Origin of the sequence: Sphaerisporangium perillae (assembly GCF_023276435.1) — a bacterium.
GTDB lineage: Bacteria > Actinomycetota > Actinomycetes > Streptosporangiales > Streptosporangiaceae > Sphaerisporangium > Sphaerisporangium perillae.
Genome location: NZ_JALLPO010000046.1, coordinates 40,985 through 61,960 on the forward strand (window position 1 = coordinate 40,985; position 20,976 = coordinate 61,960).

Consider the following 20,976-nt stretch of genomic DNA (forward strand, 5'->3'; position numbering starts at 1 on the left):
CCGGCACCCCCGGTGCGAAGAGGGAAGGGCGTGCTATTCGTCGCCGGTGAGGGAGAGGGAGCGGAGGCGTTGGCCGGCCCACAGGACGGCGCCGATGGTGACGATCAGGACGGCGGGGATGGCGAAGCCGATGCTGACGGTGGGCTTGAAGAAGTCCGAGGTGCTGATCTGGCCGGCGAAGGTCTGTGCCCACTGCTGGATGGAGAAGTTGCGCGCTCCGGGCACCAGGCCCCCGACCAGGCTCTCCCAGACCACCGCGTAGATGATGCCGATCGTCACGGCGTGCCGGGTGATGACGCCGAGCAGCAGGAACACCGCCGCGTAGGCGATGCCGCCGATCAGGGCGCCGAGCGCGAAGCCGGACGCGATGCCCGCCTCGTTGCGGATGAGGAGGTAGGAGGCGGCGAACGTCGGGACCGCGGCGAACAGCGCGAGCAGCGAGGCGGCCACCGCGAACTTCGTGATGGCGATCATCGGGCGCGAGATGGGCTTGGACAGCAGGTGGATGATCGTGCCGTCGTCGATCTCGGGCGCGATCGTGCCGGTGCCGGCGATGAGGCCGAGCAGCGGCAGCATGGTGCCGATCGCGTACACCTGCATGAGCGTGACGGTGGCCTTCTCGTCCGTGCTGCCCACCGCGCGCAGGATCAGGGCGAGCCCGATCAGCACCAGGGGGAGCAGGATCAGCAGCAGGACCCGGCGGCGCCCGAGGACGGCGCGGTAGGTGATGCCGGCGACGACGGAGTTCATCGGGTGCTCCGGGAGATCAGGTAGGAGAAGACGCTTTCCAGGTCCTCGTCGGCGGGGGAGAGCTGCCAGACGGTGACCCCGGCGTCGCGGGCGACGCGGGGGAGCAGCCAGGTGAACCTGCGGAAGTCCACGGCCTGGACCTCCAGGCCCTCCTCTCCCAGGGACACCGCGCCGGAGGAGGCGTCGGCGATCAGGGCGGCGGCCAGGCGCCGGTCGTCGCTGGAGCGTACGTGGAACAGGTGGGGCCGGTCGGTCATGCGCCTGCGGATCTCGCGGAAGTCGCCGGAGGCGGCGTGCCGTCCGGCGACGAGCACCTCGATCTGCTGGGCGACCCGCTCGACCTCCTCCAGGATGTGGGAGCTGAACAGGATGGTGCGCCCGGCCGCCCCGAGCTCCCTGACGAGGTCCATCAGGTGGAGCCGCTGGCGCGGGTCCATGCCGTTGAACGGCTCGTCCAGGAGCAGCACCTGGGGGTCGTGGACCAGCGCGGCGGCGACCTTCACCCGCTGGCGCATGCCTTTGGAGTAGGTCTCGATGCGCCGGTCCTTGGCGTCCTCCATCTCGACCATGGCCAGGGCCTTGGCGGCGGCGTCCTCGGGGGAGGGCAGGCGGTGCAGCCGGGCGCTGGAGAGCACGAACTGCCAGCCGGTGAGGAACCCGTAGACGGCCTCGCGCTCGGGCACCAGCCCGATCGAGCGGTAGATCTGGTGGTTGCGCCAGATCGGCCTCCCATCGAGCGTCGCGGTGCCGGTGGAGGGGGCGAGGAACCCGGCCATCATGTGCAGCAGGGTCGACTTGCCCGCGCCGTTCGGGCCGAGCAGGCCGGTCACGCCGGGGCCGACGGTCATCGTGACGTCGTTGACGGCCACCACGTTGCCGTACCAGCGGGAGACCTGTGCCAGTTCGATGTTCACGATGAGGCCGCCTTGCGGTAGCGAAGGACGAGGGCGGTGACGCACAGGGCGACGACCGCGAGCACGGCGACGGCGGCGACGGGACCGCCCGCCCCCGGCGGGTACCCGCCGTCGTTGTTGGGGCTGGTGCCGAACAGCCACACCTGGACGGCGTCCACGAGGAAGAACGGGTTGATCAGCCACGCCCACGCGGCGGCGCTGTCGCGGCTGACCGAGAACAGCACGCCGACCAGCACGGCGGAGATCGCCGAGGAGAGCAGGTAGATGGCGATGACCGAGGCCACTCCGAGCCCGCGCCGGGGGGTGAACGAGGCCAGCGCGACCCCGACGGACGCCAGCAGCACCGCGTAGACGACCGAGGTGGCGAGCGCGGCGAAGTAGTCGTGGGTGTGCGGGGGGCCGGGCAGGTCGATGAGCAGCTCGCCGACGTACAGGGTGGTGAGCGGGACCGCCACCAGCAGGAACAGCGCGATGGCCATGGCCGCGAGCTTGGCCGCGACGTAGTCGCCGGTCTTGACCGGCCGCGACAGGTAGAGCGGCAGCACGCGGAAGCGCAGGTCGGGAGCCACCAGGTAGGGCGACTGGGCGGCGAGGAAGACGGCGAGCACGGCCTGCATCGTCACGGCGTAGGACGGGTACGACAGCCCCGGCCGCTTGATCATGGCCATCACGGCGATCGAGACGACGGCGGGCAGCATCATCACGCCGGCCAGCAGGAACGGCATGATCTTGGCGCGGGCGGTGCGGCCGAGGCCGAAGACACCCCGCAGGCTGTGCACGATGAGCGCGGCGAGCGCGCTGCCGCGGCCGAGCCGCGGGCCGTCGTAGTGGCGGTAGCCGATGTCGTGGATGACGCCGGTGGGGCCGGGAGCCGGCGCGGGGACGGTCTCAGACATGGGACGCCTCCTCCCTGAAGACGTCCTCGATGCGGTGGCGGCCCTGTTCGAGTCGGACCAGGCTCAGGTCCAGGTCGCACACGGCGTCCCGGACGATGTCGAAGGTGTCGGGTGAGCCGGCCTCGACCGTGAGCAGGCGGCCGTGCAGCGTGACCTGCCGGCCCGCCGCCGTGAGCAGTTCGGCCAGGCGCTCTGTGCCCTCCTCCACCTCGACGGTGATCGACGTGGTGGCCTGGGTGAACTCCCCGATGGAGGAGGAGCGCAGCAGGCGGCCCCCGTCGATGACGATGACGTGGTCGCAGACCCGTTCGAGCTCGCCGAGCAGGTGGGAGGTGACGACCACGCTGATGCCGAACTCGGTGCCGATGCGCCGGATCAGGGCGAGCATGTCGTCACGGCCCTGAGGGTCCAGGCCGTTGGTGGGCTCGTCCAGGAAGACGACCTGAGGGTCGTGCACGAGGGCCTGGGCGAGCTTGACGCGCTGCCGCATGCCAGTGGAGTAGCCGCCGATGGGACGGTAGCGCTCCTCGTACAGGCCGACGTGGCGCAGGGTGTCGGCGGCGCGCTCGCGGGCGGCGCTGCGCGGCAGGCCCGACATCTGGGCCATGTGGACGGTGAACTCGGTCGCGGACATGTCCGGTGGCAGGCAGTCGTGCTCGGGCATGTAGCCGACGGCTCGACGGATGTCCAGGGACCGCGTGGCCGGGTCCAGCCCGAGAACGGTGGCGCTTCCCTCCGTGGGAGGCAGCAGCCCGAGCAGGATCTTGATGAGGGTGGACTTCCCCGCGCCGTTCGCGCCGACCAGGCCGGTGACGCCGGACCCCGCGCTGACGGTGAGGCGGTCCAGCGCCGTCACGCGGGGAAAGCGTTTGGTGAGTCCCTCGGTGGCGAGGATGGTCATGACCGGACACTATCCAAGCCTGTGCCCGGGGTTCCTCCCTCACACGGACGAACCTCGACTCATCCGAGCGGCGGGCGAGGCGATACGCGTGCCGTACTTCGCCCAGAAGAACCGCTGGACCAGGAGTGTCGCGGTTCCGGCGATCACCATGCCGGCACGACGCCCCGTACGGCCTCGGCGCGGAAACGGGCTACGTGCGGCGCAGCCGTATCCGGCGTACCGCGTGGTCGCGGCCCTTGAGCAGCACCAGGCCCGCGCGCCCGCGCGTCGGGGCGATGTTCTCGATCAGGTTGCGTTCGTTGACGTCCCGCCAGACGTCCTTGGCGAACCGCGTCGCCTCCTCCTCCGACAGGTCGGCGATGTAGGTGAAGTACGACTTGGGGTCGGCGAAGGCCGTGCGGAGGAGCTTGTGGAACCGGTCGACGTACCAGGACCGGATGTCCTCCACCTTGGCGTCCACGTAGATCGAGAAGTCGAAGTAGTCGTTGACCGCGAGCGCCGCGGGGGGAGCGGGCTGGAGCACGTTGAGGCCCTCGACGATCAGGATGTCCGGCCGGCGCACGGTCTGGACGGCGCCCGGGACGATGTCGTACTCCAGGTGGCTGTAGACGGGGGCGCGCACCTCCGGCGTCCCGGCCTTGACCTCGGCGACGAACCGGACCAGCGCCCGCCGGTCGTAGCTCTCGGGGAACCCCTTGCGATGGGGGATCCCGCGCTCCTCCAGCACCTTGTTGGGGTACAGGAAGGAGTCGGTGGTGATCAGGTCGACCCGGGGGTGCTCGGGCCAGCGTGCCAGCAGGGTGTGCAGCAGCCGGGCCGTGGTGGACTTGCCGACCGCGACGCTGCCCGCGATGCCGAGAATGTACGGCGGCGGCTGCCGCCGGTCGCCGAGGAAGAGGTTCACGGCCGCGCTGCGCTGCCGCGCCCCGGTGAAGTGCAGATTGAGCAGGCGGGTCAGCGGGAGGTAGATGTCGGTGACCTCGGCCAGGTCGATGGGGTCGTCGACGCCGCGCAGCTCCTCCAGCTCCTCGGCCGTCAGCGTGAGAGGCGTGTTCTCTCGTAGGTCCCGCCACTGCTCGCGGCTGAGCTCGACGTACGGATTCGGTGCCTCCATGGGCGCAAACTCTACTGATGGCCTCACCTGCGGCCTCCGGCGGGCCGTCTGAGGCAAGATGGGGGCGTGATCGTGGGCATCGGTGTGGACATCGTGGACATCGCGCGTCTGGGCGCCGCCCTCGAACGGACGCCGAACCTGCTCGACCGTGTCTTCACCGATGTCGAGAAGGGGCTTCCCGTCGCCTCGCTGGCCGCCCGGTTCGCCGCGAAGGAGGCGGTGGCCAAGGCGCTGGGCGCGCCGCCGGGCCTCGGTCACCTGGACGCCGAGGTCACGACGGCCGAGTACGGCCGTCCGGTGCTCGGGGTGCGTGGCAGGGTCGCCGAGGTGGCGGCGGAGCTCGGGGTGAAGCGATGGCACATCTCCCTCAGCCACGACGGCGGGTTCGCCATCGCGTACGTGATCGCCGAAGGCTGACGGCCGCCGGCGGGTTCCGCACCCGCCATGCGATCTCCGCAGATCGGCGGCGCGCGGCGGGTGGCCCTCGCGGCGATGATCGGGGAGGGCTACATTCGGTGAGATGCTGACCGCGTACACCTCCGATGAGATCAGGGCCGCGGAGCGGGCGCTCATGGCCGTGCTCCCCGAGGGGACGCTCATGCGGCGGGCCGCCACCGCCCTGGCCGTGACCTGCGCGAAGGCCCTTCCCCGCGTGTACGGCTCGCGGGTGGTCCTGCTGATCGGCAGCGGGGACAACGGCGGGGACGCGCTGTACGCGGGCGCCATGCTGGCCCGCCGCGGCGCGCGGGTGGACGCCGTGCTCGCCGGGCAGAAGACGCACGAGGGCGGCCTCGCCGACCTGCGCCGCGCAGGCGGCCGTACCCGCGGCGGTGACGCGGACCAGGTGCTCACCGATCTGATCCAGCGGGCCGACGTCATCGTCGACGGCCTGGTGGGCATCGGCGGCGCCGGGGCGCTGCGCGAGCCGTACGCGACGCTGGCCGGGCTCACCGCGCGGGCGCCCGGCGTCGTCGTCGCGGTGGACGTCCCGAGCGGTGTGAACGCGAGCACCGGCGAGGTCGAGGGCGAGGCGATCCGCGCCCACCTGACGGTCACCTTCGGCGCGGTCAAGGCGGGTCTGCTGATCGATCCGGGGGCGAGCCACGTGGGCACCCTGCAGGTCGTGGACATCGGCCTCGGCTCGCACCTCCCCGACCCGGGCGTGGCCGCGCTCACCGGCCCGGACGTCGCCGACCGGCTGCCGCGGCCCTCGGCGGAGTCGAACAAGTACCGCAGGGGAGTGGTCGGCATCGTCGCGGGCAGCGACCGGTTCACCGGGGCCGCCGTGCTCTCGGCCGGCGGCGCCGTACGGGCGGGGGCCGGGCTGGTGCGCTTCGCGAGCGCCGAGGAGCCCGTCCGCCAGGTGCGCGCCAGGTGGCCGGAGGCCGTGACGAAGGTCATCACCCCCGAGGAGGGGGTGCGCGACGTCGGCCGTGTGCAGGCATGGGTGGTCGGGCCCGGCATGGGCACCGACGACGGGGCGCACGCGCTCGCCAGATCCGTGCTGGCCAGTGACGTCCCGGTGCTGGTCGACGCCGACGGGCTGACCATCGCGGCCCGCGACCGCTCGCTCCTGCGCCGCGCGGCGCCCACGCTGATCACGCCGCACACGGGCGAGCTGGGCCGCCTGCTGGACGTCCCTCCTGAGGAGATCGAGGCCCGCAGGCTCCACTACGCGCGGCGGGCGGCGCGGGAGCTCGGCGTGACCGTCCTGCTCAAGGGGTCGACTACCCTGGTCGCCGAGGAAGGCAGGCCGGTCCGGGTGAACCTCACGGGCACCCCCTGGCTGGCGACCGGCGGCACGGGCGACGTGCTCGCCGGCATCGCGGGAGCCTTCCTCGCCGGGGGTCTGAGCTGCTACGACGCCGCTTCGTGCGCGGCCTACCTGCATGGTCTCGCGGCTCGCCTCGCGGCCTGCGACCCGCAGGAGGGCGAGGCGCCGATCGCGGCCCTCGACGTGGCTGTGGAGCTCCCCGGCGCGATCCGGGCGCTCACGGCGAGCGCCTGGCAACTGTGACGACCGTTACCCCCGCCTCGGCGGCGAACCGGCTCCGGCGGGGCGCGCGGCTGCGAGACTGAGAGGGTGAGCTTGCACATTCACGGTTCCCTTGTCACCCCTGCCCAGGCCCGGGTGGATCTCTCGGCGATCAGGCACAACGTGGCCGTGCTGCGCCGGTACGCCCCGGCCGCCGAGATGATGGCCGTGGTCAAGGCCGACGCCTACGGCCACGGCCTGGTGCCCTGCGCGCGCGCCGCGCTCGACGCAGGCGCGTCCTGGCTCGGCACCGCCTACATCCAGGAGGCCCTGGACCTTCGTGCCGCGGGCGTGACCGCGCCCATCCTGTCGTGGATCGTCACTCCCGGTGAGCCCATCGACGACGCCGTCGCGGCGGCCGTCGACCTGTCCGCCGGGGCCCTCTGGCTGGTCGACGACATCGCGGCCTCCGCCCGCCGCGCGGGGCGTACGGCCCGCGTGCACCTCAAGATCGACACCGGCACAACGCGCGGCGGCGCCACGGCCGACCGGTGGCCGGCGCTGCTGGACCGGGCCCTCGCCGCCCAGGCCGAGGGCATGATCGAGATCGTGGGGCTCTGGTCCCACCTGGCCTGCGCGGACATCCCCGGGCATCCCTCGATCGGTCAGCAGCTCGCCGCGTTCGAGGACGCCCTCGCGATCGCCGAGAAGGCCGGCGTGGCCGGGCCGCGCGTCCTGCGCCACATCGCCAACTCGGCGGCCACGGTGACCCTTCCCGAGGCCCACTACGACATGGTCCGGCCCGGCATCGCGACGTACGGGCTCAGCCCCATCCCCGAGCTGGGCGACTTCGGCCTGCGTCCGGCGATGACGTTGAGCGCCCGCATGGCCGTGGTCAAGCGCGTGGCCGCCGGCACCGGTGTGTCCTACGGCCACCTGTACGTCACCGAGCGCGAGACCACGGTGGCGGTGGTCCCCCTCGGCTACGCCGACGGCGTGCTTCGGGGGGCGACCAACCGGGCGCAGGTCCTGGCGGCGGGTAAGCGGCGCACGGTGGCGGGCCGGGTCTGCATGGACCAGTTCATGATCGACCTCGGGGACGACCAGGCGAGCGAGGGCGACGAGGTCGTCCTGTTCGGGCCGGGAACCGGTGGTGAACCCACCGCTCAGGAGTGGGCGGATTCCCTCGGCACGATCACTCATGAGATCGTGACCAGGATTGGTTCACGCGTGCCGCGCGTTCACAGGTAAAGAGTTCCCCAAGTGGCGCGCGTACACCGGTATGAGGAGGTCGTTAATGTCCACACGGCGCAGGGTCGGGATCGCAGGGGCGGTCTTCGGAGCCGCGTCGGCGGGTCTGGCGGCGACGGCCCTTGCCAAGAGGTACGTCGTGGGGCGCATCCGCCTCCGGCCCGATCTCGAGGCGAGTGAGCCCTTCGGCGAGCTGCGCGGGCGCCAGGCCGGCGTGAAGACCTCCGATGGTGTCGAGCTGTACGCCGAGGTCGACGGGCCGGAGGACGCCCCGCTGACCATCGTCTTCTGCCATGGGTACACGCTGAACCTCGACGCCTGGCACTACCAGCGGCGCGGCCTGCGTGACACCTACCGCATGGTCTTCTGGGACCAGCGGTGCCACGGGCGCTCGGCCCGCACCCCCGCCGAAGACTGCACCATCGACCGGCTCGGAGACGACCTCGCGGAGGTCCTCAAGGTGCTGGTGCCAGGGCCGTGCGTGCTGGTCGGCCACTCCATGGGCGGCATGACCGTCATGGCGCTGGCCGACAGCCATCCCGAGCTGTTCGGCGACAAGGTGCGCGGCGTCGCGCTGATCTCCACCTCGGCGGGCAGGCTCGCGGAGCTGACCCTCGGACTACCCGCCCTGATCTCCAAGGTCGTCCACCGGGTGGCGCCGCCGGCGGTGTCGGTGCTCGGCCGCCGCGCCGCGCTGGTCGACCGGGGCAGGCAGGCCGGCAACGACGTGTCCTTTCTGGCGCTGCGCTACCTGGCGTTCGGCGATCCCTCGAGCGTCAGTCCCACGGTGGTCGACTTCGCCGAGTCGATGATCCGGTCCACCCCCACGGACGTCATCGCCGACTTCTATCCGGCGCTGATGTCGCACGACAAGCTGGCCGCTCTCGACGTGGTGGGCAAGGTGCCGGTCGAGGTCATCGTCGGTGAGAAGGACTGGCTGACCCCGCCGGAGCACAGCAGGGCCATCCACGCGACCGTGGCGTCCGCCCGGCTGACCGAGGTGCCGGGCACCTCCCATCTGGTACTCCTGGAGAAGCCGTCGGTGGTGAACAAGGCGATCGGCGAGCTGCTGGAAAGGGTCCAGGCGGTTGAGGCGAGCGGGTCGGCCGCGGGTGTCGAAGGCCTGGCGGAGGCCGGCGTACGGCCGATGCGCGCTGCCGGCGCGGACGACGACACGGAGCCGGAAGAGGAGGCCTCGTGACATCCGGGGCGGAGGGCTCAATACGGGGCAATCTTGGAGTACGGGGCGAAAGGCGCGATGGAGGGTTCGATGAGGCACGCGGTGGAGGGGGCCCGATGAGGCGTGCGGCCACGACCGAGGAGATGTGGGCGCTGGGCGAGGAGATCGCGCGCCTGCTGCGTCCCGGCGACCTCGTGGTGCTGTCCGGCCCGCTGGGGGCGGGCAAGACGACCCTGGTGCAGGGCGTCGCCGAGGGGTTGAAGGTCCGCGGTCCCATCACCTCGCCGACATTCGTGATCGCGCGGGTCCACCCGTCGCTGGCCGGCGGTCCCGCGCTCGTCCACGCGGACGCCTACCGCCTCGGCGGCGCGCTGGAGGTCGACGACCTCGACCTCGACGCGTCCCTCGACGACTCGGTGACCGTGGTGGAGTGGGGCGAGGGTCTGGTGGAAGGCCTGGCCGACGACCGGCTCGAGATCTCCATCGAGCGCGGCGACGCCGGAGACGAGCGCCTCGTACGGCTTCGCGGCATCGGCCGGCGATGGAGCGACATGCCGAACTCGCTCGATTGACCGCCTTTCCCTGATCTAGACCGGTAATCTAGCCAGCCTTGACTCATGCCCGCGTCGCTATGGATCATCGGATAGAAGATCTTTTCGATGGATTGACCAGTATTTTCTGGGTATGCAGGTGGGGTAACGCCTAGGTGTGGTCGTATTCGGGCGGGGTCGGATCGCGGGCGAAGTGGAGTGCGACGGTGCACAGGGTCGGGCAGTTCGCGGTTGCTGGAGCATTCCTTCTCTTAGGTGGCGTCGGATGTACGGCCGAGGCGCAGACCGGCGGTTCGGCACCCACGCCAACCCCGTCCATGAGCCGGCAGGACATCCGTGTCCAGCTGATACCCGACAAGGTGCAGGGCGGGGCGACGCGGTCGATCCGCGTCCGGGCGTACTGCCCCCTGCCGCAGGGCGGCACCGCGTATCGCGCCACCGCGCGCTCTGGTGCCTTCACCGGTCTGGTCACCCTGACCCAGCCGCCGGCCACCACCCCGGCCGCGTCCTCGACCCCGCTGACCACGGCGGCGCCGCCGCCCGAGGTCCACGGCTTCGCGCTCGTCGACGAGGACAGCGAGCCGGGGAGCTACCAGGTCGAGGTCAAGTGCGACGCCACCAACGACACCGGCAAGGCCACGCTCACCGTGACCGCCAAGCCCAAGCCGACCCCCACCCCCACCAGGACCCGCGTCGTGCCCACCAAGGCGCCGCGGGCGGGCGGCGGCGGCACGGCGGCGGGCGGGCCCGGCGACGAACCGTCGAGCATGCCGCCTGCCGTGGTGGCCGTGGCGCTCGGCGCGGCCCTCGCCGGCGGCATCGCCGTGGCACGCCGCAGGTCCAAGAGCCGCTGAGCCCGGAACCGGCGCTCCCCCGATGGCCGATTCCCCCAAGTGGCTGAAGATCGTGGTGGCCGGGTTCGTCACCGGGACGATCATGTTCGCGCTCACCGGCCGTGAGCGGGACGCCGCCGCGCCCCGGCAGGCCGCCGCCACCCCCAAGCGGCTCGACATCCCCTCGCTGGACCTCAAGGCCCCCCTCATGAAGCTCGGGCTCAGCGACGACGGGGAGGTCGAACTGCCGCCGTTCGAGAAGCCCGCGACGGCCGGGTGGTTCGACCAGAGCGTCGTGCCCGGCGACTCCGGAGCCTCGGTGATCATCGGTCACGTCGACACCAAGACGGCCCCCGCGGTGTTCTACCGGCTCCGCGACGTCAAGAAGGGCGCCGTCATCAAGGTCCTGCGCAGCGACGGCAAGGTCGCCTCCTACAAGGTCGACTCCATCGAGCAGGTCGCCAAGGACCGCTTCCCCGCCGAACGCGTGTACATCGACGACGGCCTGCGCCTCATCACCTGCGGCGGCACCTTCGACCGCAAGACCCACGAGTACGTGGACAACATCATCGTCTACGCCTCCCACCTCTCTACCTGAATTGCTCGCGTGTGCTCGGGCGCGCCGGTGTCCTGACCGAGGAAGGAGGAAGTGCGAGGAACGAGCGCTTCCGAGTGACGAGGGAAGGACACCGGCTCAAGGGCGCCCGAGCACACGCGAGCGGAGCGAGCGCCATCAAACACGGCTAGGCTTGATGTTCGTGCTGGTCTTGGCCTTCGATACCGCGACTCCGGCCGTCACCGCGGCGCTTCACGACGGCGAGCGCGTGCTCGCCGAATCGACGACGATCGACGCTCGCCGTCACGGTGAGCTGCTCGTTCCCTCCGTGCGCGAGGTCCTGCGCGAGGCGGGAGCGTCCCTGCGCGATGTGACCGCGATCGTCGCCGGCTCGGGCCCGGGCCCCTACACCGGCCTGCGGGTCGGGTTGATGACCGCCCAGGCGCTGTCGTCGACGAGCGGGGCGCCGGCGTACGGCGTGTGCACGCTGGACGTGCTCGCCTACGCGAGCGGCCTCGCCGAGCCCTTCATCGTGGCCACCGACGCCCGGCGCAAGGAGGTCTTCTGGGCGCGCTACGCCGACATGCGCACCCGGGTGGCCGGACCCTTCGTGGACCGTCCCGGCGACGTGCCCGGCGAGCTTCCCCTGGTGGGGGCCGGCGCTCGCATGTACGCCGAGATCGTGGGGGAGGGCCGATTGGTGGAGGACGCTCCCGACTACCCTCGGGCGGGCGCGCTGGCCGCGCTCGCCGCCGAGCACCTCGCGGCGGGCGTCTCCGGCGCCGCCGCGGACGCCGGTGCGGACGGCCGGGTCCTGACCTCGCCGAGCCCCATCTACCTTCGACGTCCGGACGCGCGGGTGCCCGGTCCGCCGAAGAAGGTCACCGCATGACGGCCGCGACGCTGCGCCAGATGACCGAGGGCGACCTGCCGGCGGTCCTCGCGATCGAGCGCTCGACGTTCCCGTTCGACGCCTGGAGTGAGGGCATGCTGCGGGGCGAGCTGGCCGACCAGCCGCGCACCCGCCACTACGTCGTCGCCGAGGCCGGCGGGCGCATCGTGGGGTACGCCGGGCTGGCGGCGGCGGGCGACCAGGCCGACGTGCAGACGATCGCGGTGAGCGCCGACCAGCAGCGCGCCGGCATCGGCAGCGCGATGTTGAAGGCCCTGCTCACCGAGGCCGTACGCCGGGGCGCGACGGCGGTGTTCCTGGAGGTCCGGGCGGACAACCCGCCGGCGCAGGCGATGTACGAGCGCTTCGGCTTCGAGCGCATCGGGCTGCGCCGCGACTACTACGACGACGGAACCGACGCGATCATGATGATGAGAAAGCTGGACGGCGTGGAGAGCGCGAATGGCTGACGAACCTCTGGTCCTGGGCATCGAGACCTCCTGCGACGAGACGGGGGTCGGCATCGTCCGCGGCCACACGCTGCTCGCCAACACCGTGGCCTCCAGCGTCGAGGAGCACGCGCGGTTCGGCGGGGTCGTGCCCGAGGTGGCGTCGCGCGCCCACCTGGAGGCGATGACCCCGACCGTCGAGCGTGCTCTGGAGCAGGCCGGCCTGCGCTTCTCCGACATCGACGCCGTGGCCGTCACCGCGGGTCCCGGGCTCGCGGGCGCGCTGCTGGTGGGCGTCGCCGCGGCCAAGGCCTACGCGCTGGGGCTCGGGGTGCCGCTGTACGGCGTCAACCACCTGGCCGCGCACGTCGCCGTGGACCAGCTGGAGCACGGGCCGCTGCCCAAGCCGTCGATCGCGATGCTCGTCTCCGGAGGCCACTCCTCGCTGCTGCTGGTGCCGGACGTCGCCAAGGACGTGATCTCCCTGGGTTCCACGGTGGACGACGCGGCCGGCGAGGCGTTCGACAAGGTGGCCAGGGTGCTGGGCCTGCCGTTCCCGGGCGGTCCCCATATCGACCGGGTCGCCGCCGAAGGGTCCGGCATGGCGGTCGCGTTCCCGCGCGGCAAGTACGACGACGGCACCCTGGACTTCTCGTTCTCGGGGCTGAAGACCGCGGTCGCACGCTGGGTGGAGGCCAAGGAGCGGTCGGGCGAGTCCGTGCCGGTCGCCGACGTCGCCGCGTCCTTCCAGGAGGCCGTCGTGGACGTGCTCACGCGCAAGGCGCTGCAGGCGTGCGGCCGGTACGACGTGAAGGACCTGCTGATCGGAGGTGGCGTGGCCGCCAACTCGCGGCTGCGCGCTCTGGCCCAGGAGCGGTGCGACGCCGCGGGAGTGCGTCTGCGGGTGCCACGGCCCGGCCTGTGCACCGACAACGGCGCGATGATCGCGGCCCTCGGCTCCGAGCTGGTGGCCGCCGGCGTCGGCCCCTCGGACCTGGACCTCCCCGCCGACTCCTCCCTGCCGATCACCACCATCCACGTGTGACCCGACGCACATAGCGCGTTGCCCGCGTGCCCTTTCACGCGGTGGGTCTTCTCCTGGTCCGGTGTGTTCGTCTGCTCGGCGCTGCGACGCAGGTAGCGCGTTGTCCGTGTGCCCTTCCCTGACGTTAGGGAAGGTTCGGATGAGATCCGTGCGCGAACTGCACGGTGATGGACAAGCCGCCTTGGGGGCGTGCGCTGGCGGTGAGGGTGGCGTGGTGAGCTTGCGTGACGGCATTGACGATGGCGAGGCCGAGGCCGTAGCCGTCATGGCGGCCGTGACGATCAGGCGCCAGTTTCTGGAAGGCTTGAAAGAGACGCTGGATCTGGTTGCCGGGGATGACCGGCCCGCTGTTGGTGACCGTAAGGGCCACCTGCGTGCCGGAGGTCCGCGTGGTGACCTTTACGTGCCCGTCTTCGTGGTTGTGGCGGATGGCGTTGTCGATGAGGTTGGCGACGAGGCTTTCGATCAGTCTCGGGTCCCCGGCCGTCACTGCGGGCGTCAGGTGTTCGGTTAGGTCGATGCGTCTCTCCGTTGCTTGGTCGCGGCGGGAGGCGATCACTCCTTCGACGACGTGGGCGAGGTTGAGGGTGTCCCAGCGGGTGACGCCGCGCTCGCTGGTGGCCAGAGCGAGCAGTGCTCGGACGAGCCGCTCCTGGTGTTCGCCAAGAGCGAGGGCGTCCTGGCAGGCCGAGCGCAGGGTGTCGGTGTCGGCATCGGGGTCGGCGAGAGCGACTTCAAGAAGGGTGCGCAGGCCGGCGAGAGGGGTGCGCAGCTCGTGGGAGGCGTTGGCGACGAAGTGGCGTTGGGCGTCGAAGGAGGCTTGCAGGCGGGCGAACAGGTCGTCGAGGGTGTGGCCGAGTTCGGTCAGCTCGTCCGTGGGCTCGCCGAGGTCAAGGCGCTGGTGGAGGTTTCCGGCGGAGATGATTTTGGCGGTGGCGGTGATGGCGCGCAGCGGGTGCAGGAACCGGCCGGCGACGTACCAGCCGAGAGCCAGGGCGATGGGAATCAGAAGGACCAGGGCGACGGCGGATCCCGTGAGGAGTTGGGGCAGGCTGATCCCGGGCCCGGTTTCGGTGATCGCGCTCGATGAGGGGTGGTCTTTGGGGGTGGCCGCGTTGATGCTGGCGAGCGGGACGGCGACGAATACGACCACGAAGACCCCGGCGGCGTAGATGCCCGCCGCGTAGGCGAGCGCGAGCCGCGTCTGCAGGGACCTGCCGGCGAGCGTCTGGGGGGTCATGACGGTCCGATGCGGTAGCCGCCTTCGCGGATGGTCTCGATCACGGGCGGGTCGCCGAGCTTGGCTCGTAACCGGTGCATGGTGTGCTTGACGGCGCTGCTGAAGGGGTCGGCGGCCTCGTCCCAGACGCGTTCGAGCAGTTCCTCGGCGGAGATGACCAGGCCGGGTACGGCGAGCAGGCATTCGAGCAGGGCGAACTCCCTGGGGCTCAGCTCAAGGCGCCGGCCGGCCCGGAACGCGATACGGCGGGCCGGATCGAGGGTGATGTCCCCGTATGCCAGGGTGGGCGGTAGCGGCGGGGTGGCGCGGCGGGCCAGGGCACGGACGCGGGCGACCAGTTCGGCGAACGCGAACGGCTTGGGCAGGTAGTCGTCGGCGCCGAGGCTGAGCCCGTCGACGCGGTCCTCGATCGTGCCGGAGGCGGTGAGCATCAGTACGCGGGTCTCATGGCGGCCGTGGGCGAGTCGCCGGCAGATCTCGTCCCCGTGGACGCCGGGCAGGTCGCGGTCGAGGATCACCACGTCGTAGCGGGTGGCGGCCAGGCGGTCGAGGGCGGCGGTTCCATCCAGGACGACGTCGACGGCCATGCCCTCGCGGCGCAGCCCGGTTCCGATGGAGCGGGCCAGGACCTCGAAATCCTCGACGACGAGGACCCTCACCGCCACTCACCGCCGGTCGTCGTGCGGGCGGGGCGGCCGAACCGGCCGCCGGGTCGAGGTGCCATGGGTTAAACGATGCCAGATCCCAGGTTCCAGCCGGGTCGCAGCGGCTGCGACCCGGCTGGAACCGGGTGCCGCGTACAACCGTCGGCATGAGTTCATTCACGCCTTACCGATCCAGCCAACGGGCCGGGCAGGACCGTTTCCCTCAGTTGCTGCGCGCGGAGTGGACCAAGTTCCGCTCCGCGCGGGGCTGGGTGCTCGCCATGGCGGCCTCCGTGCTGGTCACCGTGTCGCTCGGACTGCTGATCGCCGGAGGCGCCCGCAGCACCTGCGTGACCGGGAAGGGGGAGGGCCCCTGCCCCGCGCCATTGGTGGGACCCGATGGCACGGCGGTGAAGGACAAGTACTACTTCGTGCACCAGCCGCTCAAGGGGAACGGCAGCATCACCGCCCGCGTGTCGGACATGACCGGGCAGATCCGGCTGCCGGACGCCGTACCCGGGGTGCGCAACATCAAGGAGGGGGTGGTGCCGTGGGCGAAGGCCGGGCTCCTCGTCAGGCAGAGTCTCAAGCAGGGCACACCGTATGCCGCCGTCATGCTCACCGGAGATCACGGCGTGCGGATGCAGTACAACTTCACCCACGACGTGCCCGGTGGTCCTCACAATGGCCCGCAGTGGCTGCGGCTGACCAGGTCGGGCGACACCATCACCGGCTACGAGTCAGACGACGGCAAGACGTGGACCGAGGTCAGCACGGTCAAGCTGACCGGGCTGCCGGAGACGGTCGAGATCGGGCTGTTCGCCACCTCACCAGGCGCCTTGTGGGAGATGGCGAAAGCCTTCGCCCAGGCCACCGCCACCTTCGACCAGATCACGCTGCAGGGCGCGAACGGTTCGTGGCGCCGCGACGACGTCGGCGTCTCCATGGAGTCCGACGGCAAGACCCCGCATCACCCGGGCGGGGTCGTCGAGTCCGGCGACAAGCTCATGGTGACCGGGGGTGGTGACATCGGGCCCGCCACGGTGGAGGGCGGTCTGCGCGCTGACCTCATGCTGATCGGCGGGGCCGTGGGGCTGATCCCGGTGCTCGTGGTGGCGGTCATGTTCTTCACGGCGGAACACCGGCGCGGGCTGATCGGGACCGGCCTGCCGGCCGAGCCGCATCCAGCGCGGCTGCTGGCGGCCAAGGCCATGGTGGTCGGCGCGGTCGCGTTCGTGGCGGGGCTGGTGACCTCGGGGGTCGTGGTCCCTGTCGGCCTGGCGATGTCGCGTGCCAATCAGAACCCGATTCAGCCGCTCACCCTGGGTACCGAGCTGCGGGTGATCGTCGGCTACGCGGCGCTGACCGCGGCCGCCGCCGTGCTGGCTCTGGGCCTGGCCGCGCTGGTCAAGCGGGCCGTCGTCGCCATCGGGCTGGCCATCGCGCTGGTCGTCGTGCCCTACCTGCTGGCGACCGCGGGCCTGGTGCCATGGCTGCTGATGATCACCCCTGCCGCCGGGTTCGCGATCACGCAGAGCGTCCCCACGTTCGCGCATGTGGACGTGGTCCTGTCACTGCTCGGGGGCTATTACCCGCTCCCGCCATGGGCAGGTTTGACCGTGACCTGCGGATATGCCGCCCTCGCCCTCGGGGTGGCCATAGCCGTACACCGCAGGAAGGCGCCACGTTAGGTTCCGCCGCCTTGGCGCCGTCAGGCGCGGCTCGGTGCCGGCTCGGGCTCGGAGAGAAGGGCGGCCGGGCGGCGGGGGAGCAGCAGCGGGGTCGCCAGCAGGAGCACGCCGGCCAGGCCGATGGCCGTACGCGGGCCGAGCAGGCCGCCCAGCACGCCCCAGACGGCCGTCAGGAGCGCGGTCGAGGCCTTGGTCGTCACCGCCCAGGCGGACAGCGTGCGGGCGACCTGGTCGGTCGCGGTGCGCTCGAGGCGGTACGTGGCGCAGACGGGGTTGAAGACCCCGCAGCAGAAGATGAGCCCAAGCTCGACGCCCATCACCAGCAGCAGTCCTCCGGTGCCCGGCCCCAGGAAGGCCAGGCCGACGAGCCAGAGCGCGCGCAGCGCCCCGGCCACGATCAGGACCTGGTGCTGCCCGAACCGGGTGACGAGCGGTCGGGCCAGCCGCGAACCGAGCAGCCCGCCGATCGAGGGTGCGGCGAAGGCGAGGCCGTACTGCCACGGTGCGAACCCGAGTTGGCCGAGCATCAGGACGGCCAGCAGCGGCTGGGTGGCCATCACCAGGCCGTTGAACAAGGCGGTGTTGAAGAACAGCGGACGCAGCGTCGTGTCGGCGAGGATGTACCGCCAACCGTCGAGCAGGTCCCCGGCCTGCATGCGTGCGGCCTCCCGGCGCTGGGGCCGCGGCTCCTGGCCGCCCATCACGCCGATGCCCAGGGCCGAGAGCAGGTAGCTGACCGCGTCGGCCACCACCGTCGCCACCGGACCGAGGAGTCCGATCGCCGCGCCGCCCAGCGGCGGTCCGATGATCGTGGTCGTCCAGGCCGTGGACTCGAATCGGGCGTTGGCGACCAGCAGGTCCTCGGCCTGCAGCAGCGTCTTCAGGTACGCGCCGGAGGCGGCGCGGAAGGTGATGTCGGCCGCCGCGACGACGACCGAGACCAGCAGGAGCTGAAGGAAGGTGAGCACGCCGAGCGCGAACGCGGTGGGGATCGTCAGCAGCGCCGCGAACCGCACCAGGTCCATCGCGATCAGCACCGGCCGCTTGCGGCGGAACTCCACCCACGGGCCGAGCGGCACCGCCACGGCCGCGCCCACCGCAGCCCCCACGCAGGAGAGCGCGGCGACCTCGGCCGGTCCGGCGTGCAACACCTGAATGGCGATCAGCGGGAACGCGCCGAAGGCGAGCCACGTGCCGAGCGCGCTGGTCCCGTACGCTCCCCAGAGCCACCCGAACCGCCGCCCCAGCCGATGTCCGCGCAGATATCCCAGCCGGTGCCCGCTCCTCATGCCCGACGCTCCTCGCACTCACCCGCACAACCGATCCGCGATCGGAAGCATCAAAGCGCGCACCATAGCCGGGGATCAAACAACCGCAGGACCGCCTGGCCACAACCAACGGTTGTACTCATAGGGTGTCGGCATGGACCTCGACACCGTCCGGACCTTCGTCGCCGCCGCCGACGCGGGGCAGTTCCAGCAGGCCGCCGCCGAGCTGGCGGTCACCCAGCAGGCCGTCTCCAAGCGCATCGCCGCGCTGGAGCGCAACCTCGGCGTGCGGCTGTTCACCCGCACCCCGCGCGGCGCCGAGCTCACCATCGACGGGCAGGCGTTCCTGCCCCACGTCCGCGAACTGCTGCGCGTCGCCGAGCGCGCGGTCGCGTCCGTGCGCACCGGCCGCCGTCCGCTGCGCGTCGACATGATCGCCTCGCGCACCGCGGCGTCGGGCCTGATGCGCGGCTTCCACCGCGCGCACCCCGAGATCGAGCTCGACGTGGTGATGCTGTTCGACATCGAGACGGCCCTCGCCGCCATCCGATCCGGCGCGATCGACGCCTCCTTCCGCGCCGTCGCCGTGCCCGGCCGGCCCCTTCCCGAGGACATCGAATCCGTCCGGGTGCTCGACGAGCCGCTCCAGCTCCTCACCGGCCCCGCCCACGCGCTGGCATCCGCCCGGTCGGTGACCGTCGCTCAGCTCGCCGGGCACCGGATCTGGATGCCCGGCATCGTCCCCGGAACCGAGTGGGCCGCCTATTACGACGATCTCGTCGCCGAGTTCGGCCTCACCATCGAGGCGACCGGCCCCAACTTCGGCTCCGACGCGCTCCTCGACACCATCGCCGACACCCCGGCCCTGGCCACCTTCATGGGCGAGCAGACCCGCCTGGTCTGGCCCGCCGGCCACGGCCTGCGCCGCATCCCGGTGACCGACCCGACGCCCGTCTACCCGCACTCGCTCCTGTGGCATCGCGACAACCCTCACCCAGCGCTGGCCACCCTCCGCGCCCACCTCGCCGCCACAGCGGCCGGCCACGACGCCGTCGGGACCTGGGCGCCGGACTGGGTGATTCCGCGCTGAACGCCGCCGCGTCTGCGATCATCGTGGCCGGATCGACGGACGGTGGCTCGGGGCAGTGGCGTGTGCGGGAGGCGCGGAGGGCCGTTCGCGGCGGGTCAGTCCTTGGTGGTGCGGGCCGGGCGGAGGAGGGCCTCGGCGAGGGCGAGCATGGTCTCTTCCAGGGCGCCGAGCCTCCGGGTGAGATCGCTGTGGGTGGGCTGGATGATCTGGTCGACGGTCTCGGAGAGCTGATCGCGGTCGGGGCGGGCCCGTACCAGCTCGACCAGCTCGCCCAGGGGCGGCATGGCGGACGCCGCCTCGGTCAGCCGCTCGTCGAGCCGGTCGAACCGCTTGCCCTGATCGTCGGACTGGGCGCTGATCAGCTCGCCGACGCGCTTGGGGACCTCGCCGACCTCGAGCAGGGCGGGAAGCTGGCCGACGCGCTGGTTGACGGCCTCCACCCGGTCGTCGACCATCTCGAGCCGCTCGTTGACGTCCTCGAAGCTCGCGTCGATGGTGCCGAAGCGCTCATCTTGCTTGGCGAGGCGGTCGTCGACTCCGGTGAGGGAGGACTGGAGCGTCTCGATGCGGCCGTCGATGCTCTGCAGGCGGACGTCGACGGTATCCAGCCGTCCCTCGACCGCTCCGATGTGGCTGTCGAGACCCGTCTGCCGCCCGTCGAGCCCTTCCAGCCGTCCGTCGACCCCTCCGAGTCGTGTGTCGAGCCCTTCGAGACGCCCGTCGACCGCTTCGAGCCGTCCATCGAGCCCTTCCAGACGCTCGTCGACCGCTTCGAGGTGCCCGCCCAGCCCTTCGAGGTGCTTGCCGACGCCTTCGAGATGCCCGTCGACCCCTTCGAGTCGTCCGCTCATGCCCTCGAGCCGGCCGTCCACCGTCTCCAGGCGGCCGTCCACGCCGTCGAGCCGGGTGTCGAGGCGGGTCTCGGCCTCGGCGAGCTTGGCGGTCATGCCGTCGACCTTGCCGGCGAGCTGCTCGACGGAGCCGGTGAGGCGCTCGATGGCCGACGCGAGCGTCTCCTCCAGCCCTTCGGTGAGGTCGAGGACGCTGCCCTCGACCCGCTCGGTGCGCTGCGTGAGGTCGAGCAGCGCCTTGTCCACCCGGGTGAAGCGGCCGCCGGCGGCCTCCATGCTGGAGTTGAGCTGGCCGAGCCGCCTGGTCAGCTCGGCCAGCCGCTCGGGCATGCCCTGGCCGCCGTCCAGGACCGCCTGGATGCGTTTGAGGGACTCCGCGACCCCTTCCCGGACGGTCCCGAGGTCGGTCCACAGGCTGGGAAGCTCGGCGAGGGGTTTGACGCGGTCCCCGACGGCCTCGACGCGGTCGCCGAGCCCCGCGATGCGGTTGCCCACACCGTCGACGCGGTCGCGTACGACCTCGACGTGCTGGGCCAGGCCCTCGGCCCATGCCGGAGGACGGGTCGCGAGCTCGCCGAGCCGGCCGTTGACCCCCTCCAGGGCGCCGCTCAGGCCGCCGAGCTCGCGCTCGCGGACCTCACGGAGCAGCCACTCCATGCCTTCGAGCCGCTGCCGGATCTCGTCGAGCACGGCGCCCTGGGTGCGCTGCTCGTACACGTGGTCCTGTGCCGCCCTGGCGAGGAGCTCGCGCATCCGGTCGGAGATGGCGGTCTGGCTGCCCGCCTGGAGGAGGGCGTGGTTGGAGTGATCCACCGAAAGCTCCTTCACTCGCGGGCGGTCGGCCGCACAGCGGTGGGGTTGGTCCGGTCGTCTGGCGTGGCGAAT

Annotated in this window: 21 protein-coding genes; 12 read left to right on the plus strand and 9 right to left on the minus strand. The window is 71.6% G+C overall.

Annotated features, from left to right (window positions below; genetic code table 11):
• Positions 1–33: 33 nt before the first annotated feature.
• The 5 genes from MYF83_RS34715 to coaA form a co-directional block, all read right to left on the minus strand.
• Positions 34–750, minus strand: coding sequence for an ABC transporter permease (locus MYF83_RS34715; RefSeq protein WP_248964982.1), 717 nt, complete (start codon positions 748–750; stop codon positions 34–36).
• A complete protein-coding gene (locus MYF83_RS34720; protein WP_248964983.1) occupies positions 747–1,664 on the minus strand; it encodes an ABC transporter ATP-binding protein in 918 nt (305 codons plus the stop codon). The genes MYF83_RS34715 and MYF83_RS34720 overlap by 4 nt, the downstream gene beginning before the upstream one ends.
• Positions 1,661–2,560 carry an ABC transporter permease gene (locus tag MYF83_RS34725; RefSeq protein WP_248964984.1) on the minus strand — a complete coding sequence of 300 codons (900 nt, stop codon included), beginning with the start codon at positions 2,558–2,560 and terminating at the stop codon, positions 1,661–1,663. Before MYF83_RS34725 ends, MYF83_RS34720 begins: the two co-directional genes overlap by 4 nt.
• Complete coding sequence (locus MYF83_RS34730; RefSeq protein WP_248964985.1) at positions 2,553–3,461, minus strand: ABC transporter ATP-binding protein; 909 nt, start codon at positions 3,459–3,461, stop codon at positions 2,553–2,555. The genes MYF83_RS34725 and MYF83_RS34730 overlap by 8 nt, the downstream gene beginning before the upstream one ends.
• 190 nt (positions 3,462–3,651) lie before the next feature.
• Entirely contained in the window at positions 3,652–4,575 is a 924-nt protein-coding gene (gene coaA, locus MYF83_RS34735) for a type I pantothenate kinase (protein ID WP_248964986.1), read from the minus strand.
• A 66-nt stretch (positions 4,576–4,641) separates the two neighbouring features.
• Between coaA and MYF83_RS34740 the strand changes: the two genes are divergently transcribed.
• The 10 genes from MYF83_RS34740 to tsaD all read left to right on the plus strand — a co-directional run bounded on the left by MYF83_RS34740 (position 4,642) and on the right by tsaD (position 13,307).
• Positions 4,642–4,992, plus strand: coding sequence for a holo-ACP synthase (locus MYF83_RS34740; RefSeq protein WP_248964987.1), 351 nt, complete (start codon positions 4,642–4,644; stop codon positions 4,990–4,992).
• 103 nt (positions 4,993–5,095) lie between these two features.
• The gene (locus MYF83_RS34745; protein WP_248964988.1) at positions 5,096–6,592 is read left to right on the plus strand and encodes an NAD(P)H-hydrate dehydratase; all 1,497 of its coding nucleotides are present in this window, start codon (positions 5,096–5,098) and stop codon (positions 6,590–6,592) included.
• Positions 6,593–6,658: 66 nt separating this feature from the next.
• Positions 6,659–7,801, plus strand: coding sequence for an alanine racemase (alr, locus tag MYF83_RS34750; RefSeq protein ID WP_248964989.1), 1,143 nt, complete (start codon positions 6,659–6,661; stop codon positions 7,799–7,801).
• Between the two features lie 46 nt (positions 7,802–7,847).
• Entirely contained in the window at positions 7,848–9,002 is a 1,155-nt protein-coding gene (locus MYF83_RS34755) for an alpha/beta fold hydrolase (RefSeq protein WP_248964990.1), read from the plus strand.
• A gap of 95 nt (positions 9,003–9,097) precedes the next feature.
• Positions 9,098–9,553 carry a tRNA (adenosine(37)-N6)-threonylcarbamoyltransferase complex ATPase subunit type 1 TsaE gene (gene tsaE / locus MYF83_RS34760; RefSeq protein ID WP_248964991.1) on the plus strand — a complete coding sequence of 152 codons (456 nt, stop codon included), beginning with the start codon at positions 9,098–9,100 and terminating at the stop codon, positions 9,551–9,553.
• A gap of 296 nt (positions 9,554–9,849) precedes the next feature.
• Complete coding sequence (locus MYF83_RS34765) at positions 9,850–10,386, plus strand: hypothetical protein (protein ID WP_248964992.1); 537 nt, start codon at positions 9,850–9,852, stop codon at positions 10,384–10,386.
• 22 nt (positions 10,387–10,408) lie between these two features.
• Entirely contained in the window at positions 10,409–10,963 is a 555-nt protein-coding gene (locus MYF83_RS34770; RefSeq protein WP_248964993.1) for a class F sortase, read from the plus strand.
• Positions 10,964–11,123: 160 nt separating this feature from the next.
• Positions 11,124–11,813 (plus strand): tRNA (adenosine(37)-N6)-threonylcarbamoyltransferase complex dimerization subunit type 1 TsaB, encoded by a 690-nt coding sequence (gene tsaB / locus MYF83_RS34775; RefSeq protein WP_248965011.1) that lies wholly within the window; start codon positions 11,124–11,126, stop codon positions 11,811–11,813.
• A complete protein-coding gene (gene rimI, locus MYF83_RS34780) occupies positions 11,810–12,283 on the plus strand; it encodes a ribosomal protein S18-alanine N-acetyltransferase (protein WP_248964994.1) in 474 nt (157 codons plus the stop codon). Before tsaB ends, rimI begins: the two co-directional genes overlap by 4 nt.
• A complete protein-coding gene (gene tsaD, locus MYF83_RS34785) occupies positions 12,276–13,307 on the plus strand; it encodes a tRNA (adenosine(37)-N6)-threonylcarbamoyltransferase complex transferase subunit TsaD (RefSeq protein WP_248964995.1) in 1,032 nt (343 codons plus the stop codon). Before rimI ends, tsaD begins: the two co-directional genes overlap by 8 nt.
• A gap of 124 nt (positions 13,308–13,431) precedes the next feature.
• On the opposite strand, the gene MYF83_RS34790 is transcribed toward tsaD, so the two are convergent.
• Together MYF83_RS34790 and MYF83_RS34795 are read right to left on the minus strand one after the other, a co-directional pair.
• Positions 13,432–14,547 carry a sensor histidine kinase gene (locus MYF83_RS34790; RefSeq protein WP_248964996.1) on the minus strand — a complete coding sequence of 372 codons (1,116 nt, stop codon included), beginning with the start codon at positions 14,545–14,547 and terminating at the stop codon, positions 13,432–13,434.
• Complete coding sequence (locus MYF83_RS34795; protein ID WP_248964997.1) at positions 14,544–15,206, minus strand: response regulator transcription factor; 663 nt, start codon at positions 15,204–15,206, stop codon at positions 14,544–14,546. Before MYF83_RS34795 ends, MYF83_RS34790 begins: the two co-directional genes overlap by 4 nt.
• A gap of 212 nt (positions 15,207–15,418) precedes the next feature.
• Here MYF83_RS34795 and MYF83_RS34800 point away from each other — a divergent pair, with 212 nt between their 5' ends.
• Positions 15,419–16,882 (plus strand): DUF1349 domain-containing protein, encoded by a 1,464-nt coding sequence (locus tag MYF83_RS34800; protein WP_248964998.1) that lies wholly within the window; start codon positions 15,419–15,421, stop codon positions 16,880–16,882.
• Between the two features lie 20 nt (positions 16,883–16,902).
• On the opposite strand, the gene MYF83_RS34805 is transcribed toward MYF83_RS34800, so the two are convergent.
• Complete coding sequence (locus tag MYF83_RS34805) at positions 16,903–18,171, minus strand: MFS transporter (RefSeq protein ID WP_248964999.1); 1,269 nt, start codon at positions 18,169–18,171, stop codon at positions 16,903–16,905.
• 133 nt (positions 18,172–18,304) lie between these two features.
• Between MYF83_RS34805 and MYF83_RS34810 the strand changes: the two genes are divergently transcribed.
• Positions 18,305–19,240 (plus strand): LysR family transcriptional regulator, encoded by a 936-nt coding sequence (locus MYF83_RS34810; protein WP_248965000.1) that lies wholly within the window; start codon positions 18,305–18,307, stop codon positions 19,238–19,240.
• 95 nt (positions 19,241–19,335) lie between these two features.
• Here MYF83_RS34810 and MYF83_RS34815 read toward each other — a convergent pair whose 3' ends face one another.
• On the minus strand, positions 19,336–20,904 hold the full coding sequence (locus MYF83_RS34815) for a coiled-coil domain-containing protein (protein ID WP_248965001.1): 1,569 nt from the start codon (positions 20,902–20,904) through the stop codon (positions 19,336–19,338).
• Positions 20,905–20,976 lie beyond the last annotated feature (72 nt).